Below are 19946 nucleotides of genomic sequence, written 5' to 3'. Positions count from 1 at the left end.
CTCACGCTTTTTTCAGACCATAAACCGAAACAATATCATGTACCACAACATACTCATTGTCTGCCTAGGCAACATCTGCCGCTCCCCCACCGCAGAGCGGATTATGCAGAAAAAACTACCCGGCCACCGCATCAGCAGCGCCGGCATAAAAGCACTGGCAGGTAAGGATGCCGATTTCCAAGCCATCAAAACCGCACTCAAATACGGCGTTATCGTTGCAGGCCATACGGCACGCCAACTGACCGCCCAAATGTGCGAACAGGCCGATTTGATTCTCGTCATGGAGCCCAGTCAAATCGACATGGTGGCCGACATCCATCCGCCGGCACGCAGCAAAACCATGCTGTTTGCCCAATGGTTGCCGAAGAAAACCGTACCTGACCCATACAAACAAAGCAGCGAAATGTTTGAAGCCGTTTTCGAACAGCTCAATGCTGCCGCAGACACTTGGAAAACCAAACTAAACGGAAAAACTCAACCGGTATAAAACCGGCATGAACAAGAAAGCAAGCAATGAAAAAAACGACCTACACACCTTATAGCGCAGACAACGACGAAATCGACTTCGGCCAACAGCTCCGCGTCATTTGGATGCACAAATACAAAATCCTCGCCGCCCTGCTTGCAGGCGGCATACTCGGCACGGCCTTCAGCCTGGCATCCACCCCGCAATACCGCGCCGACGCCATGTTGGAAATTGAAACGCGGCAAAACCAAATCCTGACCGAAATCAACAGCATCTTCAACAACCAAACCACGCCGTCTGAAGCAGAAGTCGAGCTGGTTCAATCACGCCTGGTGCTGGGTAAAACCGTTGACGACCTCCAACTCGACCAAGAAGTCAAAGCCAAATACACGCCTGTTATCGGCAGCCTGATGCACAATCTCAGCGGCAACCCCGATCCCAAACTGACCGTCGGCAACTTTACCGTACAAGAAGAATGGTTCAACAAAACCTTCACGCTGACCGTCAAAAACAACAAAGCCTATACCCTCACCCTTCCCGACAAACACGTCGTCGAAGGCAAGGTCGGCGTGCCTCTGAAAATCAACAACCAAACCATCCTCAAAATCGATCAAATCCTGGCCGATCCGGGCCAAGAGTTTGCGTTGACCAAGTTCTCACGCATCAGCGCCATCGAAAACATCCAAAGCAAACTGGCGGTCATCAGCAAAGGTAAAACCAGCCCCATCATCAACCTTACCTTTACCGGCACCGACCCTAAACGCACTAGCGTCATCCTCAACAGCATTGCCGACAACTATGTTGCGCAAAACCGCGAACGCGACGTCCAAGTCGCATCCAGCGGCTTGGCTTTCATCAGCGAAGAATTGCCGCGCCTGAAAGAAACCTTGCAGGACGCTGAAAACAAACTCAATGCCTACCGCCAACAATCAGGCTCCCTCGACATTCCGCTTGAGTCTAAAGGCGCATTGGAAAGCCTGACCGGCATCGAAACCCAAATTACCCTGCTTAAAACCGAAGAAGCAGGTTTGGCCGAGCTGTACACACCGGAACACCCTTCCTATAAAGCCGTATTGGACAAACTCTCCGTCCTCGAACGCGCCAAAAACAAAATCAACCAACAAATCGCCGAATTGCCCAATACCCAACAAGAAGTCATCCGCCTGACCCGCGACGTAGAAACCAACCAAGCAACCTACGTCCAACTGTTGAGCAAACAACAAGAGCTCAACATCATGAAAGCCAGTGCGCAAGGTAATGTCCGCATCGTCGATTATGCTTACGTCCCTGAAAACCCGGTTGCACCGCGCAAAGCCGTCATCACGCTCCTGAGCGCACTTGCCGCAGGCTCGTTGACCGCTTTGTGGCTGATGATCCGCAACCGCATGAAAAACGGCATTACTTCATCCGAAGAAATCGAAAACCTCAACTTAGAAGTCGTTGCTCTTGTTCCGCACTCCAAAACCCAGCAAAAACGCGACTTCTTCAAAAACAAATTCAAGAAAACCGGCGGCCGTTCCAACTATCTGCTGGCTAGCGAAGACCGTACCGACACGGCCGTCGAAGCCATCCGCGCCCTGCGTACCAATATCTACTTCTCTATGCTGGACGCGCCCAACAACGTCCTCATGATTACCGGCGCCGCGCCTGAGGCAGGTAAATCCTTTATCTCCGCCAACCTCGCCGCCGTAATGGCGCAATCGGGCAAACGCGTTCTGCTTATCGATACCGATATGCGCAAAGGCTATCTTGACCGACTCTTCGGCCTTACCCCCGAGTTCGGCTTGTCCGACATCCTAAGCGGCAAAGCGGCTCCGGCCAAAGCCGTACAAGAGACCGGCATTGAAAACCTCCACTTCATCAGCAGCGGCAGCTATCCCAGCAATCCGTCCGAGCTTTTGATGGACAACCGCTTCAACGAGTTGCTTGCCCACGCGCGCCAACGCTACGATTACGTCATCTTGGACACGCCGCCCGTATTGGCCGTTACTGACGCCGTTATCATCGGCCAACATGCCGGCACCGTCCTGATGATCAGCCGTTATGCGCACACGCGTGCACGAGAGCTTGAGGCCAGCGTCGAACGCCTCAAACAAAACCACATCAACATCAAAGGTGTCGTCCTCAACGGCATGAAGCGCGAAGCCAACAACAGCTACGACTACTACGCCTACGATGCCTACCATTCCGGCAACAATAAATCATAAAACGAAGCAGGCCGTCTGAACTTTCAGACGGCCTGAGGCTTTTTAAACAGCACAAAATGTTTTTCACAAACGCCGCCCTTGCACCCCAAAGCCGTTTGTTTTAAAGTAAGCCCCGTTCCCATATGGAAGAAAAACATGAAAATTACCGTCATCGGCGCAGGTTCGTGGGGTACAGCTCTCGCGTTGCACTTTGCGCACCACAACAATGAAGTCGCCCTTTGGACACGCAATCCCGACCAAATCCGCACCCTGCAAGCAGACCGCGAAAACAAACGCGGCCTGCCCGGCTTCCCTTTCCCTGAGTCCCTGACCGTTTATGCCGATTTGGGCGAAGCGCTGAAAGACAGCCAACTTGCCCTGATCGTTACCTCCGTAGCCGGCCTCAGAAGCAGCGCCGAGCTGCTCAAACAACATAACGCCGCCGACATTCCCGTTCTCGCCGCCTGCAAAGGTTTTGAACAAGATACCGGCCTCCTGACTTTCCAAGTACTGAAAGAAGTCCTGCCTAACAATAAAAAAATCGGCGTTCTCTCAGGCCCGAGCTTTGCCCAAGAACTTGCAGCCCAACTGCCTTGCGCCGTCGTTCTTGCTTCCGAAAACAAAGACTGGGTGGAAGAAACCACCGCCCAACTGAACACCAACGTAATGCGCCTATACGGCAGCACCGACGTCATCGGCGTTGCTGTGGGCGGTGCCGTTAAAAACGTCATGGCGATTGCCACCGGCCTTTCAGACGGCCTCGAATACGGTCTCAATGCACGTGCAGCCTTAGTAACACGCGGCCTTGCCGAAATCACACGCCTTGCCATCGCCATGGGCGCGCAACCCAAAACCATGATGGGCTTGGCAGGCATCGGCGACCTTATCCTGACCTGTACCGGCGCACTCTCGCGCAACCGCCGCGTCGGCCTCGGCCTCGCAGAAGGCAAAGAGTTGCATCAAGTGCTTGTCGAAATCGGCCACGTTTCCGAAGGCGTCAGCACCATTGAAGAAGTCTTCAACACCGCCGCCAAATACCAAATCGATATGCCCATCACTCAAACCCTGCTGCAACTCATCCGCAAAGAAATGACCCCGCAGCAAGTCGTTGAACGACTGATGGAACGAAGCGCGCGCTTCGAATAAATGGTCGCGCCGTCTGCCATTCAGACGGCCTGACGCACAATATGACGACCATAAGGCCGTCTGAAGGGAAACACATGAACCAATCACTGAACAATCTGGAAATCAACGTTTACCAACTTGTCCAAAAATTTGAAACGCTGGTTTCAGAAAACCGCCGTCTCAACGAAGAAATCGACAGACTCAAACTCGAGCAAGAGCAACAAAAACGCCAACACGACGCGGCCATTGACGAACTCAGCGAAGCCTTGCTGGTTCAAGTCGGCAAACTCAAAGAAGACCTGCAAAGCAAAATTGACAACCTGACTGCCGAAAAAGAAAACTACCGCAACGCGCTGGCCCAAAGTGCAGACCAAATCCGCAGCCTCATTGCCCGATTGCCCCAAGAAACACAACAATAAAAGGACGCCCCGTGAGTATCGAACAAGTCAATCTCGACATCATGAATGTCAACTTCACCATCAACACACCGAGTGAAGAAAAAGCCACCCTTCTGCAAGCCGTTGAAATGCTCAACAAGAAAAGCGATGCGATTAAAGAAAGCGGCCGCATCGTCGGCACGGACAAAATCGTCGTCATGGCAGCCCTCAACGTCGTACACGACCTCTTGAAAACCACCCTCAACGACGATTTGGCAATCGGTGAATTTGAGCGTAAAATAACCGACATGAACAACGCGTGCCAAAAAGCACTGGCGCGCTTGGAGCAAAACTAATTTCCCCTTTTCCCTGCGGTGTTCGCGAAGGCATATATTCCTTTGAACCAATACGTTCGCTTTAGGTTGCCGGGAGTTGTAGTGGGCGCGAGCGTCCGTTTGCCGGACGCACCCGAAACTACCCGAGGTGACCGCCTTGTCAGCAAGGTTCAAGCGGATTCAGCCTAAACGGCACTCGTGGGGATTCCCTAAAAAAGCCATACCGAAAGGTGTGGCTTTCCCCTTTCTAAGTAAAGACTTTCGTAAAGATTTCCGGCCGTCTGAAAAAACCGCATATTCATGCATCAAACACGCTCAATTAAGATTGACAAAAACCAATCTCCTCTTTAAAATCCATAACTTTCTATATATATCTGGATTCCAACCATGAAAACCTTCTCTGCAAAACCCCATGAGGTGAAGCGCGAATGGTTCGTCATTGACGCAGAAGACAAAGTTCTGGGTCGTGTCGCAGCCGAAGTCGCACACCGTCTGCGCGGCAAACACAAACCCGAATACACCCCTCACGTTGATACCGGCGACTACATCATCGTCATCAATGCAGACAAACTGCGCGTGACCGGTGCTAAATTCGAAGACAAAAAATACTTCCGTCACTCTGGTTTCCCAGGCGGCATCTACGAGCGCACTTTCCGCGAAATGCAAGAGCAATTCCCTGGCCGCGCTTTGGAACAAGCCGTAAAAGGCATGTTGCCTAAAGGTCCTCTGGGCTACGCCATGATCAAAAAACTGAAAGTGTACGCCGGTGCCGAACACGGCCACGCTGCACAACAACCTAAAGTTTTGGAACTGAAATAATAAGGACACGACATGAACGGTAAATACTACTACGGCACAGGCCGCCGCAAAAGTTCAGTGGCTCGTGTATTCTTGACTAAAGGTACCGGCCAAATCATCGTAAACGGCCGTCCCGTTGACGAATTCTTCGCACGTGAAACCAGCCGCATGGTTGTACGTCAACCTCTGGTTCTGACTGAAAATGCCGAATCTTTCGACATCAAAGTTAACGTAACCGGCGGCGGCGAAACCGGTCAATCCGGCGCTATCCGTCACGGCATCACCCGCGCCCTGATCGACTTCGACGCAGCCCTGAAACCAGCTCTGTCTCAAGCAGGCTTCGTTACTCGCGATGCTCGTGAAGTTGAACGTAAAAAACCAGGTTTGCGCAAAGCACGTCGTGCAAAACAATTCTCCAAACGTTAATACGTTTTCAGAATCGAATCAAAAGCCTTGCTCTGCAAGGCTTTTTTCATTTATCAAACAATCATTCAATCTTTTTTCACGGCAAATACATGACGAAAACCCTGCTCCACTACGCCAAATCATTGCTTCAGGCCGTGATTATTTTCATCTTTCTCTCCTTGATTGTCGACTGGGTACGCAAACCCGACCAACCCTTGCAATCAGCAGCGCAAACCCTCACGCTAACCAACGGACAAACCACTTCCCTCCAATCCTTCAGCCAGAACCGTGTTGCCGTTGTTTACTTTTGGGGTAGCTGGTGCGGTATTTGCTCATACACATCGCCGACCATAGAAAAACTGCATCAAGACAATATTCCGACTCTGGGCGTAGCCTTGCGCTCCGGAAGCGACCATGATATTGCCCGCCATATGCAAGAAAACAATCTATCCTTTCCAAACCTCAATGATTCAGACGGCCTGATGGCTCAAAAATGGAACATAGCCGTCACACCAACCATTATCATATTAAAAGATGGAAAAATGATTCATCACACATCCGGACTTTCCAGCTACATCGGCTTAAAAATCAGAATTTACTTAGCAGACATCTTCGGCTAAATTCATTGAAAATCCACTAAAAATAGAAAATCCAAAGAATCATCTCCGCCGAATATATTTACCCTATTCCATTTCATAAATAAATAAACTATCTCTTTCCCGATAACATATGATTTTGTTGAGATTATAAAGAAAATAGACTAAGATATAACCATAAGAACAATTGGAAACATTATTATCAAAACAAACTGTTAGAGATCTTCATCTAATATTGTGGCCGTGATGCTTTTGTTCCCATAGACCCGGTTGCCGACGGCAGCCTTAAAACAGCAATATTCGCCTTTATTAATTTACCTCACGCTTCAACGGTTTGATTTTTGATAACCCCGGAGACTTAGTAATGCCCAACCAATCTAAACATGCATCTATCAATATCGGTCTGATTCAGGCAAGGGAAGCATTGATGACCCAATTCCGCCCTATTCTGAACCAAGCCAATATTACTGACCAGCAATGGCGTATCATCCGGCTCTTAGCGGAAAACGGCACACTCGACTTTCAAGATTTGGCCAATCAGGCCTGCATCCTCCGTCCCAGCCTGACCGGCATTCTGACCCGCTTGGAAAAAGCAGGTTTGGCCGTGCGCCTGAAGCCTTCCAACGACCAACGCCGCGTTTATCTGAAACTGACGCCCGAAGGCGAGAAACTCTATGAGTCCACCGGCGCATTGGTTGACGAGCGCTATGACGCAATTGAAAAAGTCCTTTCCAAAGAAAAAATGGCACAACTCAAAGAACTCTTGGCAGAGCTGGCAAAAATCGAACAGGCATTAAAATAAAGCGAGCCGGATGACAGATTCAACACACACACTCAAGAGATCCTTCCGAGATGCCATGGCCTCCTGTGCCGCCGGTGTACACGTTATCACGACAGACGGTGAAGCAGGGCGCTATGGCATTACCATGACTGCCGTCACTGCCGTTACCGACGAGCCGCCGACAGTCATGCTGTGCATCAACCGCCAATCCGCCATCATCCCCATCCTGCAGGGCAACCGCGATTTGTGTATCAACACGCTCAACGACAGCCAGCAGGATGTCGCCGAACACTTTGCCGGACTGACCGACCTCTCGCCCGAAGAACGCTTCGAATACCATATTTGGCATAGAGGGCAAACCGGACAGCTCGAAGTCGAAGGCGCGCTGGCGCACCTACACGGCAGTATTGTCGATCAACGCGAAATCGGCACACATTACGTCTTTTTCGTTCAGATCAACGAAATCCGCAATACCGACGCGCAAGCGCCGGCATTGCTGTATTTCCGTAGGCAATTCAAATCTTTGGCATAAATAAAGGTCTCAGGCCGTCTGAAACATCTGTTTCATTTTTTCAGACGGCCTGAGACTTTTTCTGTTTCACACATTATAGGCACAACCATGAAAGCAATGATATTGGCCGCCGGTCGCGGCGAGCGCATGCGCCCTCTGACCGACCACACGCCCAAACCTTTACTCGAAGTAGCAGGCACGCCACTTATCGGTTGGCACTTGCGCCGCCTGCAGCAGGCCGGATTCACTGAAATCGTCATCAACCATGCCTGGCTTGGCCAGCAAATCGAAGACACCTTAAAAGACGGTTCGGACTACGGCGTGCGCATCGCCTATTCTCCCGAGCGCGCCGGAGGCCTGGAAACCGCCGGCGGCATTGCCACTGCCCTGCCGCTTTTGGGCAACGAGCCGTTTTTGGTCGTCAATGGCGACGTGTTGACCGACATTGATTTCCAAGCTGCACGACTGGCTGCCCAGCGTATGCAGGAACACAACCTTCTCGCCCATTTGTGGCTGGTGGACAATCCGCCCCATCATCCCGAAGGCGACTTCGGCCTGCTTTCAGACGGCCTGGTATCTGCATCATCCGCAGACGGCCAAGCCCTTACTTTCAGTGGTGTGGGCGTTTATCATCCTGCGCTTTTCAAAGACACCCCGGCACACCAGGCTGCCAAGCTTGCCCCTCTGTTGCGTCAAGCCATGAGCCAAAACCAAATCAGTGGCGAACACCATAACGGCCTTTGGTTGGACGTCGGCACAGTCGAACGCCTGCAAGAAGCCGACCGTATCGCCCAAAGCTGGTAAAACAAAAGGGACGTATCCGATACGCCCCTTTTAATATTCAAGGCCGTCTGAAAACATTGATCAAATCATTTTCAGACGGCCTCAATCCATCAATCAAATTTTGCCAATTTCTTTTCTTTCTTCATTCCCAACAGGCCATTGGCAATCATCACGCACAATCCCGACCAAATCAGTCCGTAGCCGATCAATGCGCCGCCTTGTACCGGCTCGCCCAGCCACACAATCGACACAATAAAAAGCAATACAGGCTCCAAATAGCTCAACATACCGAACACTGCCACCGGCAGCAATTGATTCGCCTTCAAATTCAAATGCATGGATATTGCACTATTAAAACCCAGCAACACAATAAAAAAGATTAAAACCGGTTTGGCCGCAATCATCGCCGGCGTATCCGTTGCCAGCACAATATACGCCAACGCAAACGGCGTAATCATCATCAAATCAAAGGTCAGCCCGATTAAGGAAGGCACGCCCAGCTTGCGGCGCAGCAGATAATAAAACGGATAAGTACCGAACACCCATACAGTCGTCCACGAAAACGCGCCCGACCGCACCAATTCACATGCCACGCCTGCACACGCCAAGATTACCGCCACCCTCTGCAACCGGTTCAAACGCTCTTTAAACCAAATCCGTCCGCCCAGCATCATCGCCAAAGGAAACAGGAAATAACCCATGGCAATGTTTACCCCTTCCCCATTGACCGGCCCCCAGACAAACAGCCACAACTGGCTGGCAAATATCGGCGTCGGCAATACAATCAGCAGCCACCGTTTCCAATCCCGGCCGACGCCATAAGCAAAACGCATTGCCGCCTGCCAACCGTTGACCATGGTCATCAGCACGCACAAAGCCGACAGCATGGCGACCATGCGCCAGGCAAACACCTCCGTCCCCGTCATCGGCCTCATCCACATGCCGTACAAAAATAGCATGGAAAACAACAAATTGGACGCTACCGCAGCCAGCAAACCTTTGGATAAATTCGTCATTTCAGACGGCCTTTTGCAATCAATCAAAGTTAATATTGTAGAAAAAACGGATGAAAAAATTACTCATCTTTTTGAATGAAGTTGTACCGCAAACATCTATTTCATTAAAGGCCGTCTGAAAACCCTGTCTTCAGGTTTTCAGACGGCCTTTCATTACATCGAAGCAGTCTAATGTATCAACCCTGCTTCACAATATCCGACAGCGGCCAGCGCGGCTTGACATTGAATGCACCGACAGCCTGACGCTCGGCAAGACGCATCGCGCCGGCAAAGGCAATCATTGCGCCGTTGTCGGTGCAATATGCCATCGGTGGGAAATAGACGTTGATTTTTTCTTCCTGCGGCTTGGGTTTGCCTTTTTCAGACGGCATTTTGACGGTTAAGCGCGAAAATTCATCGCGCAGTTTCCAGTTTGCACCCACACCGCCGGCAACCACCAAAGTTCTGAAACCTGTATCCAACAACGCTTTTTTGGCTTTGGCCGCCAATACGTCAACCACCGCATCTTGGAAAGCGCGGCAAATGTCGTTACGCGTCTGCTCGGGAATTTCATCGCAACCCGTTTCGGCGCGGACTTTTTCGACAGCGGTTAAAACGGCGGTTTTCAAACCGGAAAAGCTCATCTGCAAATCGTGCGAATGGAGCATGGGGCGTGGGAACGTGAAGGCATCAGGCGTGCCGAGTTTGGCCAACTCGGATAATTTGGCACCGCCGGGATAAGGCAGGCCCAAGAGCTTGGCCGTTTTATCAAATGCCTCGCCTGCCGCATCATCCACACTTTCACCCAGCAAGGTGTAATCGCCGATACCGCGTACAGCCATAAATTGCGTATGTCCGCCCGACACCAGCAAAGCAACAAATGGAAATTCAGGCTTGTCGTCTGCCAACAAGGGCGAGAGCAAATGGCCTTCAAGATGGTGGACAGGGATAACGGGCTTGCCGATGGCAAATGCCAACGCATTGGCAAAGCTTGAACCGGCCAGTAATGCGCCACCCAAGCCCGGACCTTGCGTAAAGGCAACCGCGTCAATATCGGCATAGCCTACGCCTGCCTCCTTCAAGCAACCTTGCGTCAACGGCACCACACGGCGGATATGGTCGCGACTGGCCAATTCGGGAACAACGCCGCCGTATTCGGCGTGCATCGCCATCTGGGTGTGCAAATGATGCGCCAACAGGCCGCGCTTGGTGTCGTAGAGCGCAACGCCGGTTTCGTCGCAAGATGATTCAATTCCTAATACCAACATGGTTTGAGGCCGTCTGAAAAAATGATTAAAAACGATTCAGACGGCGTTTTCCCCGAAAACGGAAAAAGGCCGTCTGAAATAAAGTGCAGAATAAGCGATTTACAAAGTGCCGTAAGAGTGCAGGCCGCTCAAGAACATATTCACGCCGATAAAGGCAAAGGCGGTAATGACCAGGCCGATGACCGCCCACCAAGCCAACACTTTGCCGCGCCAGCCTGCCACCAGCCGCAAATGCAACCAGACCGCGTAATTCAGCCAAACGATGAATGCCCAAGTCTCTTTCGGGTCCCAGCTCCAATAGCGGCCCCACGCATCGGCCGCCCACAATGCGCCGAGGATGGTGGCAATGGTGAAGAACAGGAAACCGACGGCAATCGCTTTGTACATGACTTCTTCAATAACTTGAGATTGCGGCAGCCATGATTTTTTGCCCGCATCTTCTTTTCTGAGCGCCAACAGTTCGGCAATACCCAGCATGGCGGCGATACAGAATGCGCCGTAGCCGATAAAGTTGGCCGGAACGTGGATTTTCATCCACCAAGACTGCAAAGCAGGAATCAGCGGCTGAATGGTATGCGCCTCGCGCGAAACGCTGTACCACAAGACAAATCCGACTACAACCGCCATAAAGCTGAAGACAAATCCGCCCAGTTTTTGTACGGCAAAACGGCCTTCGTAATAGAGATACATCAGCGCCGTAATGACCAAGAACAAGATGAATACTTCGTAAAGGTTGGAAACCGGAATATGGCCGGCATCGGGACGCAACAGATAGCTTTCATGCCAGCGCACCAGCAAGCCAACAAAGCCCGCCATCGCGGAAACCCACGCAAACACGCTCCCCATGCCCAAAAGCGTATTGGTCGGCACATTCTTGCGCACCGCCGCTATCGCACCGACGATATAGGCAAACAAGGCAAAGAATACAAACGCGCATTGCCACATAATCGCCGACTGGCTGCTTAACAGGTATTTGAGCAGGAAGCCGTCTGCGCGTTTGATATCGCCGCCATACAAATCAACGGCCAAATACGCCAGGCACACGCCCACAGGGATAAACCAGCGCATCGGTTTAAAAAACCAACCCAGAAAAACGGCAATACCGGCACTCGCCCACAAAATCACCATTTCGTAGATGTCCATATGCAGACCGGCCTGGGTTTGGGCAATAAACGCACCGATGGCAATCAGCAGTGCGAATGCCCAGTCGAAGAGGTTGAGGTTTCGGATAAATGATTTGTGTGTCAGAAGCTCATGCTCGGGCAAGGCCTGATGTTTGTTATTCATGGTTCAAATCCTTGGCAAGCTGCTGCAATTGCCGTGTGTGTTGCGGAAATTCTTTCTGCAAGTCGCGTTCGTTGCGGCTGGAAGACATGGCAAAACGGATACGGCCGTCTGAAAACAGCAGCCAAGCGCGTTTTTCACGAATATAGAACATAAACACCGTACCCAACACCAGCAATACCGAACCCAGATATACCAAGAATGCGCCCGGCGAACGGGTCATCTGCAATCCGGAAGAGCGCACTTCGGAATAGCCGTCCAATTGCAACAACATCGGCGCAGGATACTCGGTCAAACCGGTGTACGCGTCCATTGCATGCAGCAGGAAGCGGTTGCGCTTTTCGTCTTGCGGCCAAGCCGGCAGGTTGTATGTACTGATCGTGTCTTCCAAAGCGGCGTTCATCACACCATAGAGCATCTCGTAAAAATAGCCCTGCATTTTTTCCTGCTGCTCTTTCGGAATATTGGTGGTAACAAATTTGTCCAAAGCCAAATAGCCGCCTTTGGCAAAAATCGACAAGGTATTTTCCGCCGCCGCCATGAATTGCTCGCGGATTTCGGCGGGTGCGCCTTTAACGGCGTTGGCAACGGTTTTACGGCGTGCCGCATCGTCTTTCAAATATTGGCGCAAAGCCATAAAGGTATCGATTTTACCGTTTTTATCCATCGGAATGCGCAACCAACGGTATTGCTGCGCCAAGCCGCTGCGCGTGCCGGTAATGAAGAAATAGTCTTCATCTTGTTTCAGCGGCAACATATAGTTTTTATATTCGACCGCCTGCCCCGCTTTATCGCGGATACGGTAAACGATAGACGGGCCAATATTGGTGTATTTTTTGTCTTCCTGACGGACGGAGCGTACATCATTAAGGGCGGATTTCAGGTTTTGCTCTTTTTCAGACGGCTCGCTCATGTCTTCGACGTTCATCGAAGTAAACTGGTCGAATTCCAGTTTATAAGAGGTCTTGCCCAAATCCAGCGGAAACTCGCGCATGGAAGTCGCTTTGAGTTTGACCGGAGTGCGGTCGGCATCGGCCAGATTCCACGCTTTAAACGTCAAGTCTGAACCGCCGTCGGCGAAACTTGCCTGATAAACCGTAATACCGTGCAGCGTCAAAGGATGGTTGACGCGGATGGTGTGTTCGCTGACTTTGCCGGTTGCCTTGTCCGTGACTTCCAAGTCGCTGGCGAAATCGCGTGGCATACCGGTATCGTAAAAATCAATATGGAATTTCTTCAATTTGACGGAAAACGGCAAGTCTTGCACGAGCATGCCGTTATCCGCATTCAAAAATACCACGTCCGCGCTCTGACCTTCCGAAATATTGACATTGCCCCTAAACGACAAATTAGACGTACCCAACACGCTTTCGGGCTTAAAGTCTTTGGCGTAAACCGCCGTATTGTCCGGCACGACCTGGCCGGTAAGCATACCGATTTTCAGCAGGATATTGCTGTCTATCAAACCGCCCAAACAAATCACAATCAGCGCGGCATGGGCAAAGATATAGCCCCATTTGTTCATCGCACCTTTTTTTGCCGCCACCAAAACCGAACCGTCTTCACGCGTAACGGTTTTGCAGCCATAGCCCTGCACTTCCAAATAACGTTGCGCGACTTCAGGCGTCACCTGTCCGTCTAAAACGATGGAATGGCGCATTGCCGCCAGCGATTTTTCCTTCGCATTTTCACGGAAGGAACGAATCTCGCGCAAAAACGGCGGAACATTGCGAATCAGGCACAATCCGGTGGAAATCACCAAAAACATCATGATGACAACGAACCACGCCGAGGCGTACACGTCGTACAGGCCCAAAAAGCCGAAAATCTGCGACCAAAACGGGCCGAATTTCACCAAATAATCGACTTGTGGCTGGTTTTGCTGCAAGACCGTACCGATAATCGAAGCCACACCCAACAGGCTAAGCAGGGCAACGGCAAAGCGCATGGAGCTGAAAAAGGCAAACCATGGTCTACGGATGAGTGGGACGGATGATGAAGATTTACTCATGTCTCAAATGTCGGCTTTGGGCAACCCGATCGGTAGAACGGACTGCAATGACGTGTGATGCGAAAGGAAGAATACTGCATATTGTAGTAAAAATCTTGCTGTCGCTATTTGAAAAAACCAATCAGGCTTATCGGCCTATATTGGCTAAGGCCGTCTGAAGGGTTTTCAGACGGCCTGTATCAATAAGCTCGTTTCAAAACGAAATTAGTGCAAACCTTGAATGAAGTTGGCTACTGCGTTCAACTCTTCTTCGCTCAGGCGGTTGGCAATATCGGCCATAATGGCGTTTTTGCGTTGGCCGGATTGGTAAGCTTTCATTTGCTCGACAACGTAAGCTTTGTGTTGGCCGCCCAGACGAGGATAGGCTTGGATTTCAGTACCGCCGCCCGGGATACCTGCGCCGCTAGGACCGTGGCAAGACATACATGCCGGCAGTTTTTTAGCGCTCAGGCCGCCGCGATAGATTTTCGCGCCCAGCTCTGGGTTTTCTTTAGGATTGGCTTCGCCCGGTTTGCCTTGTTGTTTGGCGTAGTAGGCGGCAGCGTCGCGGATGTCTTGTTCGGACAAGTTCATCACCATCGGTTTCATCACGCCGGCAGCACCGTGGGTACGGGTACCGTCTTTGATGGCCATGGTTTGACCGTAGGTGTAGGCCGCAAACTGACCTGCCAGTTTAGGATAAGTTGCGATACCGCTGTTACCATCGGCTGCGTGACACGCCGCACAGATAGTAGTCGCTACCTGTTTGCCTTTTTCAGCATCTGCTTTAGGGGCAGCGGAAACCGCACCGGCAGCCAATACCAAGGCCAATAAAGTCAATCGTTTCATGGAGTGCTCCTGATTACAGCATTGCGTACCGCGTCAATGCCTTTTTTATACTCAAATACCGGGGAATTTTCCCGATTAAAACCGATAATTCTATAAACGTGCTATTCTATACCAAGTTTACATTAAATTACTACTCAAATTACCAAACTGCTGCAACATAAATGCCCGATACAAATTATGATGTTGCAGTTTTGTTTCCATGCAAGGAAATACTGATGAACCTTTTTCAAAACGCCAAATTCTTTACAACGGTCAACCATCTGAAAGACCTGCCCGACACGCCGGCCGAGATTGCCTTTGTCGGTCGAAGCAATGCCGGCAAATCCAGCGCCATCAATACTTTAACCAATCATGTGCGCCTTGCCTACGTTTCCAAAACACCGGGCCGCACCCAACACATTAATTTCTTTGAACTGGAAAACGGCAATTTCATGGTCGACTTGCCCGGCTACGGCTACGCGCAAGTACCGGAGGCCATCCGTGCGCACTGGGTCAAACTCTTGGGCGACTACCTGCAACAACGCCGCCAGCTGATCGGCCTGATTTTGATTATGGACTCGCGCCATCCTCTCAAGGCTTTGGACATTCAGATGCTGGACTTCTTCCACATCACCGGCCGTCCTGTGCATATCCTGCTGTCAAAAGCAGACAAGCTGTCTAAAAACGACCAGATTAAAACTTTGGCGGCGGTTAAAAAATCACTCAAACCCTACACCGAACGCCAAAAAATCAGCGTTCAACTGTTCTCCAGCCTGAAAAAGCAAGGTATAGACGAAGTCAATCAAGTGGTTGGCTCATGGTTTGACGCGCATCGCGAAGAAATCGAAAATCTTGCAGGCGAAGCATCGCCTGAATGATTGTAAAACAAGGCGGAATGAGATGAGTTGACCAACCGCAAATCTTATTCCGTCATTTGTTTCCACAATGCCGTTTTCTATCTCACTTTCAAAGGGTATGTATACGCATACCCTTTTTTATTGCGTTTTTTTATTTCCTCATCGCAAACTCAAAGCAACGACGTATCAGTAAAAATTCTTAAAAAGCATGGTGTTATTCAACCAAACCTTTTTCAGACGGCCTTTGCACCATCTTCGCCGTCCACCCAACCTGCTTCTTTCAATTTCCGCTGTTGCGCATCATATCGGGCTTTTTCCGCCCAATACATTGTCTGAATACAGGCATCGCCGCACTCGCTGCCGCAACATTCCCACGACTCGGGGCGGACGGGTTCGTCTAACAACGGCTCGCCCAAGATGGCTTCGGCTTTATTCTTCAGGGTCGTATCCATCGGCGATTTCCAAGCGCGCACCATCAAACTCAATCACTTCGCCGCCACGTATTTTGGCGGTTTTACGCGTTTCGGTTTCGCCATTGCGCAACACCAGCCCTTCGGCGATAAACGCTTTTGCCTGTCCGCCGCTTTCGGCAAGACCGGCCAATTTCAACAGGTCGCATAAAGCGATGTATTCGTTGTCTTCAAGATAGACAGTAGCTTCCATCATTTAATCCTTTTCAATAATGGCGATATTTTAACATGGCCGTCTGAAAGAAAGCCCACTTCTGTTTTATTTGCTTTATCCAACCCCATTACATTTGGTTTTCAGACGGCCTTTCGCTGCCAACCCTGCTACAATACGCCTTTTATTGTTCACGCCGATTTTGCCATGACCGAGCCGACCTACATCCCCCTGCGCCTGCATACCGAATTCTCGATTACCGACGGTATGGTGCGGATAAAAAAACTGATTGCCAAAGCGCAGGAATACGGTTTGCCTGCTTTGGGCATCAGCGATTTGATGAACGAATTCGGCTTGGTGAAATTCTATAAAGCCTGCCGCGGTGCAGGGATTAAGCCCATCGGCGCGGCGGATGTGTGGATAGGCAATCCGAATGCGCCCGACAAGCCGTTCCGCGCCATGCTGATTATCCGCAACGATGCGGGCTACCTGCGCTTGAGCGAGCTTTTGACGGAGGCCTATGTCGGTAAAGACCGCAATATCCATCATGCGGAACTCAATCCCGAATGGCTGGAAAACGGCGACAACAGCGGCTTGATTTGTTTGAGTGGCGCGCATTACGGCGAAGTGGGCGTGAATCTCTTGAACGGCAATGAAGACGCGGCGCGTGCGGCAGCGTTGAAATATGCGGCGTGGTTCCCCAATGCGTTTTATTTAGAGCTGCAACGCCTGCCCGAACGCCCTGAATGGGAGGCTTGCGTTTCGGGCAGCGTGAAACTGGCGGAAGAATTGGGCTTACCGGTAGTGGCAACGCATCCAACCCAGTTTATGAGCAGCGATGATTTCAACGCGCACGAGGCGCGTGTGTGCATCGCAGGCGGCTGGGTACTGACGGACAAAAAACGTCCGCGCGATTTTACGCCGAGCCAGTTTTTCATTCCGCCGGAAACCATGGCCGAACGTTTTGCCGATTTGCCCGAAGCCTTGGAAAACACGGTAGAAATTGCCAAACGCTGCAATCTGCACATCACATTGGGCAAAAACTTCCTGCCGCTCTTCCCTACTCCGGACGGCCTGTCGCTGGATGATTATTTGGTGAAACTCTCCAACGAGGGTTTGCAGGAACGCATGGTTCAGCTTTATCCAGACGAGGCGGAGCGTGCGGCAAAAATGCCGGAATATCAGGAACGTTTGGATTTTGAGCTGAACATCATCATCCAGATGAAATTCCCCGGCTATTTCCTTATCGTACAAGACTTTATCAACTGGGCGAAAACACACGGCTGTCCGGTGGGACCGGGCCGTGGTTCGGGCGCAGGTTCGCTGGTGGCGTATTCATTGAAGATTACCGACCTTGATCCGCTCAAATACGCGTTGCTGTTCGAGCGTTTCTTAAACCCTGAACGCGTTTCCATGCCTGACTTTGACGTGGACTTCTGTCAGGCAAACCGCGGCCGCGTGATTGAATATGTGCGCGAGAAATACGGCGCGGAAGCGGTCAGCCAGATTGTCACCTTCGGCACGATGTCGTCCAAAGCGGTGATTCGCGACGTCGGACGCGTGCTGGAACTGCCGTTTATGCTGTGCGACAAACTGTCCAAGCTGATTCCGTTGGAAGCCAACAAACCCCTGAGTTTGGAAAAAGCCATGGAGGCCGAGCCGCAGATTCAGGAATTGATTGAAGCGGAAGAAGCGGACGAACTGATTACGCTGGCGAAAAAGCTGGAAGACCTGACGCGCGGTTTGGGTATGCACGCGGGCGGCGTGTTGATTGCGCCGGGCAAGATTTCCGATTACAGCCCCGTGTATCAGGCGGACGAATCCGCCTCGCCCGTATCCATGTACGACAAGGGCGACGTGGAAGACGTGGGTTTGGTGAAGTTCGACTTTTTGGGTCTGCGCAACCTGACCATTATCGAAATGGCGCAGAACAACATCAAAAACACCACCGGCGATATTGTCGATGTCGGCAAGATTCCGCTTGACGACCAGGCCGCCTACCAAATCTTCCGCGATGCGAACACCACCGCCGTCTTCCAGTTCGAGTCGACCGGCATGAAAAAAATGCTGAAAACGGCGCACACGACCAAGTTTGAAGAACTCATCGCCTTCGTGTCGCTCTACCGCCCAGGCCCGATGGACAACATCCCCGACTTCGTCGCGCGCATGAAGGGACAGGAATTCCAATACATCCACCCGCTGCTCGAAGGCATCCTCGCGCCGACCTACGGCATTATGGTGTATCAGGAACAAGTAATGCAGGCGGCGCAGATTATCGGCGGCTACTCGCTCGGCGGCGCAGACTTGTTGCGCCGCGCCATGGGTAAGAAAAAGCCCGAAGAAATGGTGAAACACCGCGAAATTTTCGCCGAAGGCGCGGCAAAACAAGGCATTTCGCGCGAAAAATCCGACGAAATCTTCAACTACATGGAAAAATTCGCCGGCTACGGTTTCAACAAATCCCACGCCGCAGCCTACGCCCTGATTTCCTATCAGACCGCATGGCTCAAAGCCCATTATCCTGCCGAATTTATGGCGGCAACCATGTCGTCTGAATTGGACAACACCGACCAGCTCAAGCATTTCTACGACGACTGCCGCGCCAACGGCATCGAGTTCCTGCCGCCCGACATCAACGAATCCGACTACCGCTTCACGCCGTATCCGAACATGAAAATCCGCTACGCACTCGGCGCGATTAAAGGCACGGGCGAAGCCGCCGTCGAATCCATCATCGCCGCGCGGCAAAGTGGCGGCAAGTTTACCGGCCTCTTGGACTTCTGCGAGCGCGTCGGCAAAGAACACATGAACCGCCGTACCCTCGAAGCCCTGATACGCGGCGGCGCGTTCGACAGCATCGAACCCAACCGCGCCATGCTCTTGGCGAACATCGACCTAGCCATGAACAACGCCGACCAAAAAGCCGCCAACGCCAATCAGGGCGGGCTGTTTGACATGATGGAAGACGCCATCGAACCGGTGCAGCTCATCGATGCGCCCATGTGGAGCGAATCGGAAAAACTCGCCGAAGAGAAAACCGTCATCGGCTTTTACCTGTCCGGCCACCCGTTCGGCCCATATGCCCAAGAAGTCCGCCAAATCGCCCCGACCAAATTAGGCCGTCTGAAACCGCAAGACAGCGTGCGCCTCGCCGGATTCGTTACCGCCGTGCGCACCATGATGGGCAAGCGCGGCAAAATCGCCTTTGTCAGCCTCGAAGATTTGAGCGGGCAGATTGAAATCATGGTCAGCGGCCAGACGCTGGAAAACTGCGCCGACTACCTCAAATCCGACCAAGTGCTGATTATCGAATCCAAAGTCAGCCGCGACGACTACGGCGGCGGCGACGGGCTGCGCATCATGGCCAACCAAGTCATGACCCTGCAAATGGCGCGCGAACGTTACGCCCGCAGCCTCAGCCTCGCCCTCGCCCCCGGCCACGACATCGCGCGCCTCGCCGCCATCCTTACCGCCCACCGCCTGCCCGATACGGCGCACATCCCACTGCAACTGTCGTACAGCAACGGCAAAGCATCGGGCAAATTGAAAATTGCGCCAAAATGGATGGTAACGCCAAGCACCGCTTTGTTTGAAGAACTGGAAACATTGCTCGGCAGCAGGGCAGTTCGTGTGAATTGGTAACACTAAAGGCCGTCTGAAACCATACGTTCAGACGGCCTTTAATTTAAAAAGCGCTTTAAAAACATAAATCAGATAAAGATTCAGGCTTTCAGACGACC

Annotated in this window: 20 protein-coding genes and 1 other RNA gene; 14 read left to right on the top strand and 7 right to left on the bottom strand. The window is 51.6% G+C overall.

The window, feature by feature from the left end; genetic code table 11:
• The first annotated feature begins 37 nt into the window (after window positions 1–37).
• The 12 genes from ACTHRY_RS01915 to murU all read left to right on the top strand — a co-directional run bounded on the left by ACTHRY_RS01915 (window position 38) and on the right by murU (window position 8384).
• Complete coding sequence (locus tag ACTHRY_RS01915; RefSeq protein ID WP_049322617.1) at window positions 38–487, top strand: low molecular weight protein-tyrosine-phosphatase; 450 nt, start codon at window positions 38–40, stop codon at window positions 485–487.
• Between the two features lie 26 nt (window positions 488–513).
• The gene (locus ACTHRY_RS01910) at window positions 514–2673 is read left to right on the top strand and encodes a polysaccharide biosynthesis tyrosine autokinase (protein WP_049359205.1); all 2160 of its coding nucleotides are present in this window, start codon (window positions 514–516) and stop codon (window positions 2671–2673) included.
• A gap of 135 nt (window positions 2674–2808) precedes the next feature.
• Window positions 2809–3798 carry an NAD(P)H-dependent glycerol-3-phosphate dehydrogenase gene (locus ACTHRY_RS01905; RefSeq protein ID WP_049322619.1) on the top strand — a complete coding sequence of 330 codons (990 nt, stop codon included), beginning with the start codon at window positions 2809–2811 and terminating at the stop codon, window positions 3796–3798.
• A 74-nt stretch (window positions 3799–3872) separates the two neighbouring features.
• Complete coding sequence (locus ACTHRY_RS01900; RefSeq protein ID WP_036494022.1) at window positions 3873–4196, top strand: hypothetical protein; 324 nt, start codon at window positions 3873–3875, stop codon at window positions 4194–4196.
• Between the two features lie 11 nt (window positions 4197–4207).
• Window positions 4208–4510: a cell division protein ZapA gene (locus ACTHRY_RS01895; protein WP_003681511.1), complete on the top strand. Its 303-nt coding sequence runs from the start codon at window positions 4208–4210 to the stop codon at window positions 4508–4510.
• Window positions 4511–4517: 7 nt separating this feature from the next.
• Window positions 4518–4698: non-coding RNA, 6S RNA (ssrS, locus tag ACTHRY_RS01890), on the top strand.
• A 178-nt stretch (window positions 4699–4876) separates the two neighbouring features.
• A complete protein-coding gene (gene rplM / locus ACTHRY_RS01885) occupies window positions 4877–5308 on the top strand; it encodes a 50S ribosomal protein L13 (RefSeq protein WP_003684605.1) in 432 nt (143 codons plus the stop codon).
• A 12-nt stretch (window positions 5309–5320) separates the two neighbouring features.
• Entirely contained in the window at window positions 5321–5713 is a 393-nt protein-coding gene (gene rpsI / locus ACTHRY_RS01880; protein ID WP_003681515.1) for a 30S ribosomal protein S9, read from the top strand.
• Window positions 5714–5802: 89 nt separating this feature from the next.
• Window positions 5803–6312: a protein disulfide oxidoreductase gene (locus ACTHRY_RS01875; RefSeq protein ID WP_049322620.1), complete on the top strand. Its 510-nt coding sequence runs from the start codon at window positions 5803–5805 to the stop codon at window positions 6310–6312.
• Window positions 6313–6652: 340 nt separating this feature from the next.
• On the top strand, window positions 6653–7090 hold the full coding sequence (hpaR, locus tag ACTHRY_RS01870; protein WP_003681518.1) for a homoprotocatechuate degradation operon regulator HpaR: 438 nt from the start codon (window positions 6653–6655) through the stop codon (window positions 7088–7090).
• 10 nt (window positions 7091–7100) lie between these two features.
• On the top strand, window positions 7101–7601 hold the full coding sequence (hpaC, locus tag ACTHRY_RS01865; protein WP_049322621.1) for a 4-hydroxyphenylacetate 3-monooxygenase, reductase component: 501 nt from the start codon (window positions 7101–7103) through the stop codon (window positions 7599–7601).
• Window positions 7602–7688: 87 nt separating this feature from the next.
• Window positions 7689–8384: an N-acetylmuramate alpha-1-phosphate uridylyltransferase MurU gene (gene murU, locus ACTHRY_RS01860; protein WP_049322622.1), complete on the top strand. Its 696-nt coding sequence runs from the start codon at window positions 7689–7691 to the stop codon at window positions 8382–8384.
• An 89-nt stretch (window positions 8385–8473) separates the two neighbouring features.
• Here the strand turns inward: murU and rarD are convergent, their stop codons facing one another.
• The 5 genes from rarD to ACTHRY_RS01835 form a co-directional block, all read right to left on the bottom strand.
• Window positions 8474–9379, bottom strand: coding sequence for an EamA family transporter RarD (gene rarD, locus ACTHRY_RS01855; RefSeq protein ID WP_003749022.1), 906 nt, complete (start codon window positions 9377–9379; stop codon window positions 8474–8476).
• Window positions 9380–9555: 176 nt separating this feature from the next.
• Window positions 9556–10626: a tRNA (adenosine(37)-N6)-threonylcarbamoyltransferase complex transferase subunit TsaD gene (gene tsaD / locus ACTHRY_RS01850; RefSeq protein WP_049322623.1), complete on the bottom strand. Its 1071-nt coding sequence runs from the start codon at window positions 10624–10626 to the stop codon at window positions 9556–9558.
• Between the two features lie 99 nt (window positions 10627–10725).
• Window positions 10726–11913, bottom strand: a complete 1188-nt coding sequence (gene ccsB, locus ACTHRY_RS01845) for a c-type cytochrome biogenesis protein CcsB (RefSeq protein ID WP_003749026.1) — start codon at window positions 11911–11913, stop codon at window positions 10726–10728.
• A complete protein-coding gene (locus ACTHRY_RS01840; RefSeq protein WP_049322624.1) occupies window positions 11906–13858 on the bottom strand; it encodes a cytochrome c biogenesis protein ResB in 1953 nt (650 codons plus the stop codon). Before ACTHRY_RS01840 ends, ccsB begins: the two co-directional genes overlap by 8 nt.
• 267 nt (window positions 13859–14125) lie before the next feature.
• Complete coding sequence (locus ACTHRY_RS01835) at window positions 14126–14749, bottom strand: c-type cytochrome (RefSeq protein WP_049322625.1); 624 nt, start codon at window positions 14747–14749, stop codon at window positions 14126–14128.
• A 215-nt stretch (window positions 14750–14964) separates the two neighbouring features.
• Between ACTHRY_RS01835 and yihA the strand changes: the two genes are divergently transcribed.
• Window positions 14965–15606 carry a ribosome biogenesis GTP-binding protein YihA/YsxC gene (gene yihA, locus ACTHRY_RS01830; protein ID WP_049322626.1) on the top strand — a complete coding sequence of 214 codons (642 nt, stop codon included), beginning with the start codon at window positions 14965–14967 and terminating at the stop codon, window positions 15604–15606.
• Between the two features lie 212 nt (window positions 15607–15818).
• On the opposite strand, the gene ACTHRY_RS01825 is transcribed toward yihA, so the two are convergent.
• Entirely contained in the window at window positions 15819–16037 is a 219-nt protein-coding gene (locus ACTHRY_RS01825) for a hypothetical protein (RefSeq protein ID WP_049322627.1), read from the bottom strand.
• Entirely contained in the window at window positions 16015–16248 is a 234-nt protein-coding gene (locus tag ACTHRY_RS01820; RefSeq protein ID WP_002221492.1) for an RNA-binding S4 domain-containing protein, read from the bottom strand. Before ACTHRY_RS01820 ends, ACTHRY_RS01825 begins: the two co-directional genes overlap by 23 nt.
• 165 nt (window positions 16249–16413) lie before the next feature.
• Between ACTHRY_RS01820 and dnaE the strand changes: the two genes are divergently transcribed.
• On the top strand, window positions 16414–19848 hold the full coding sequence (gene dnaE / locus ACTHRY_RS01815) for a DNA polymerase III subunit alpha (RefSeq protein WP_108700071.1): 3435 nt from the start codon (window positions 16414–16416) through the stop codon (window positions 19846–19848).
• The last annotated feature ends 98 nt before the right edge of the window (window positions 19849–19946 follow it).

This window comes from Neisseria sp. P0004.S004 (genome assembly GCF_051963335.1).
GTDB lineage: Bacteria > Pseudomonadota > Gammaproteobacteria > Burkholderiales > Neisseriaceae > Neisseria.
The sequence above is the reverse complement of the archived record's forward strand: the minus strand, read 5'-3'. Positions and strand labels throughout refer to the sequence as shown.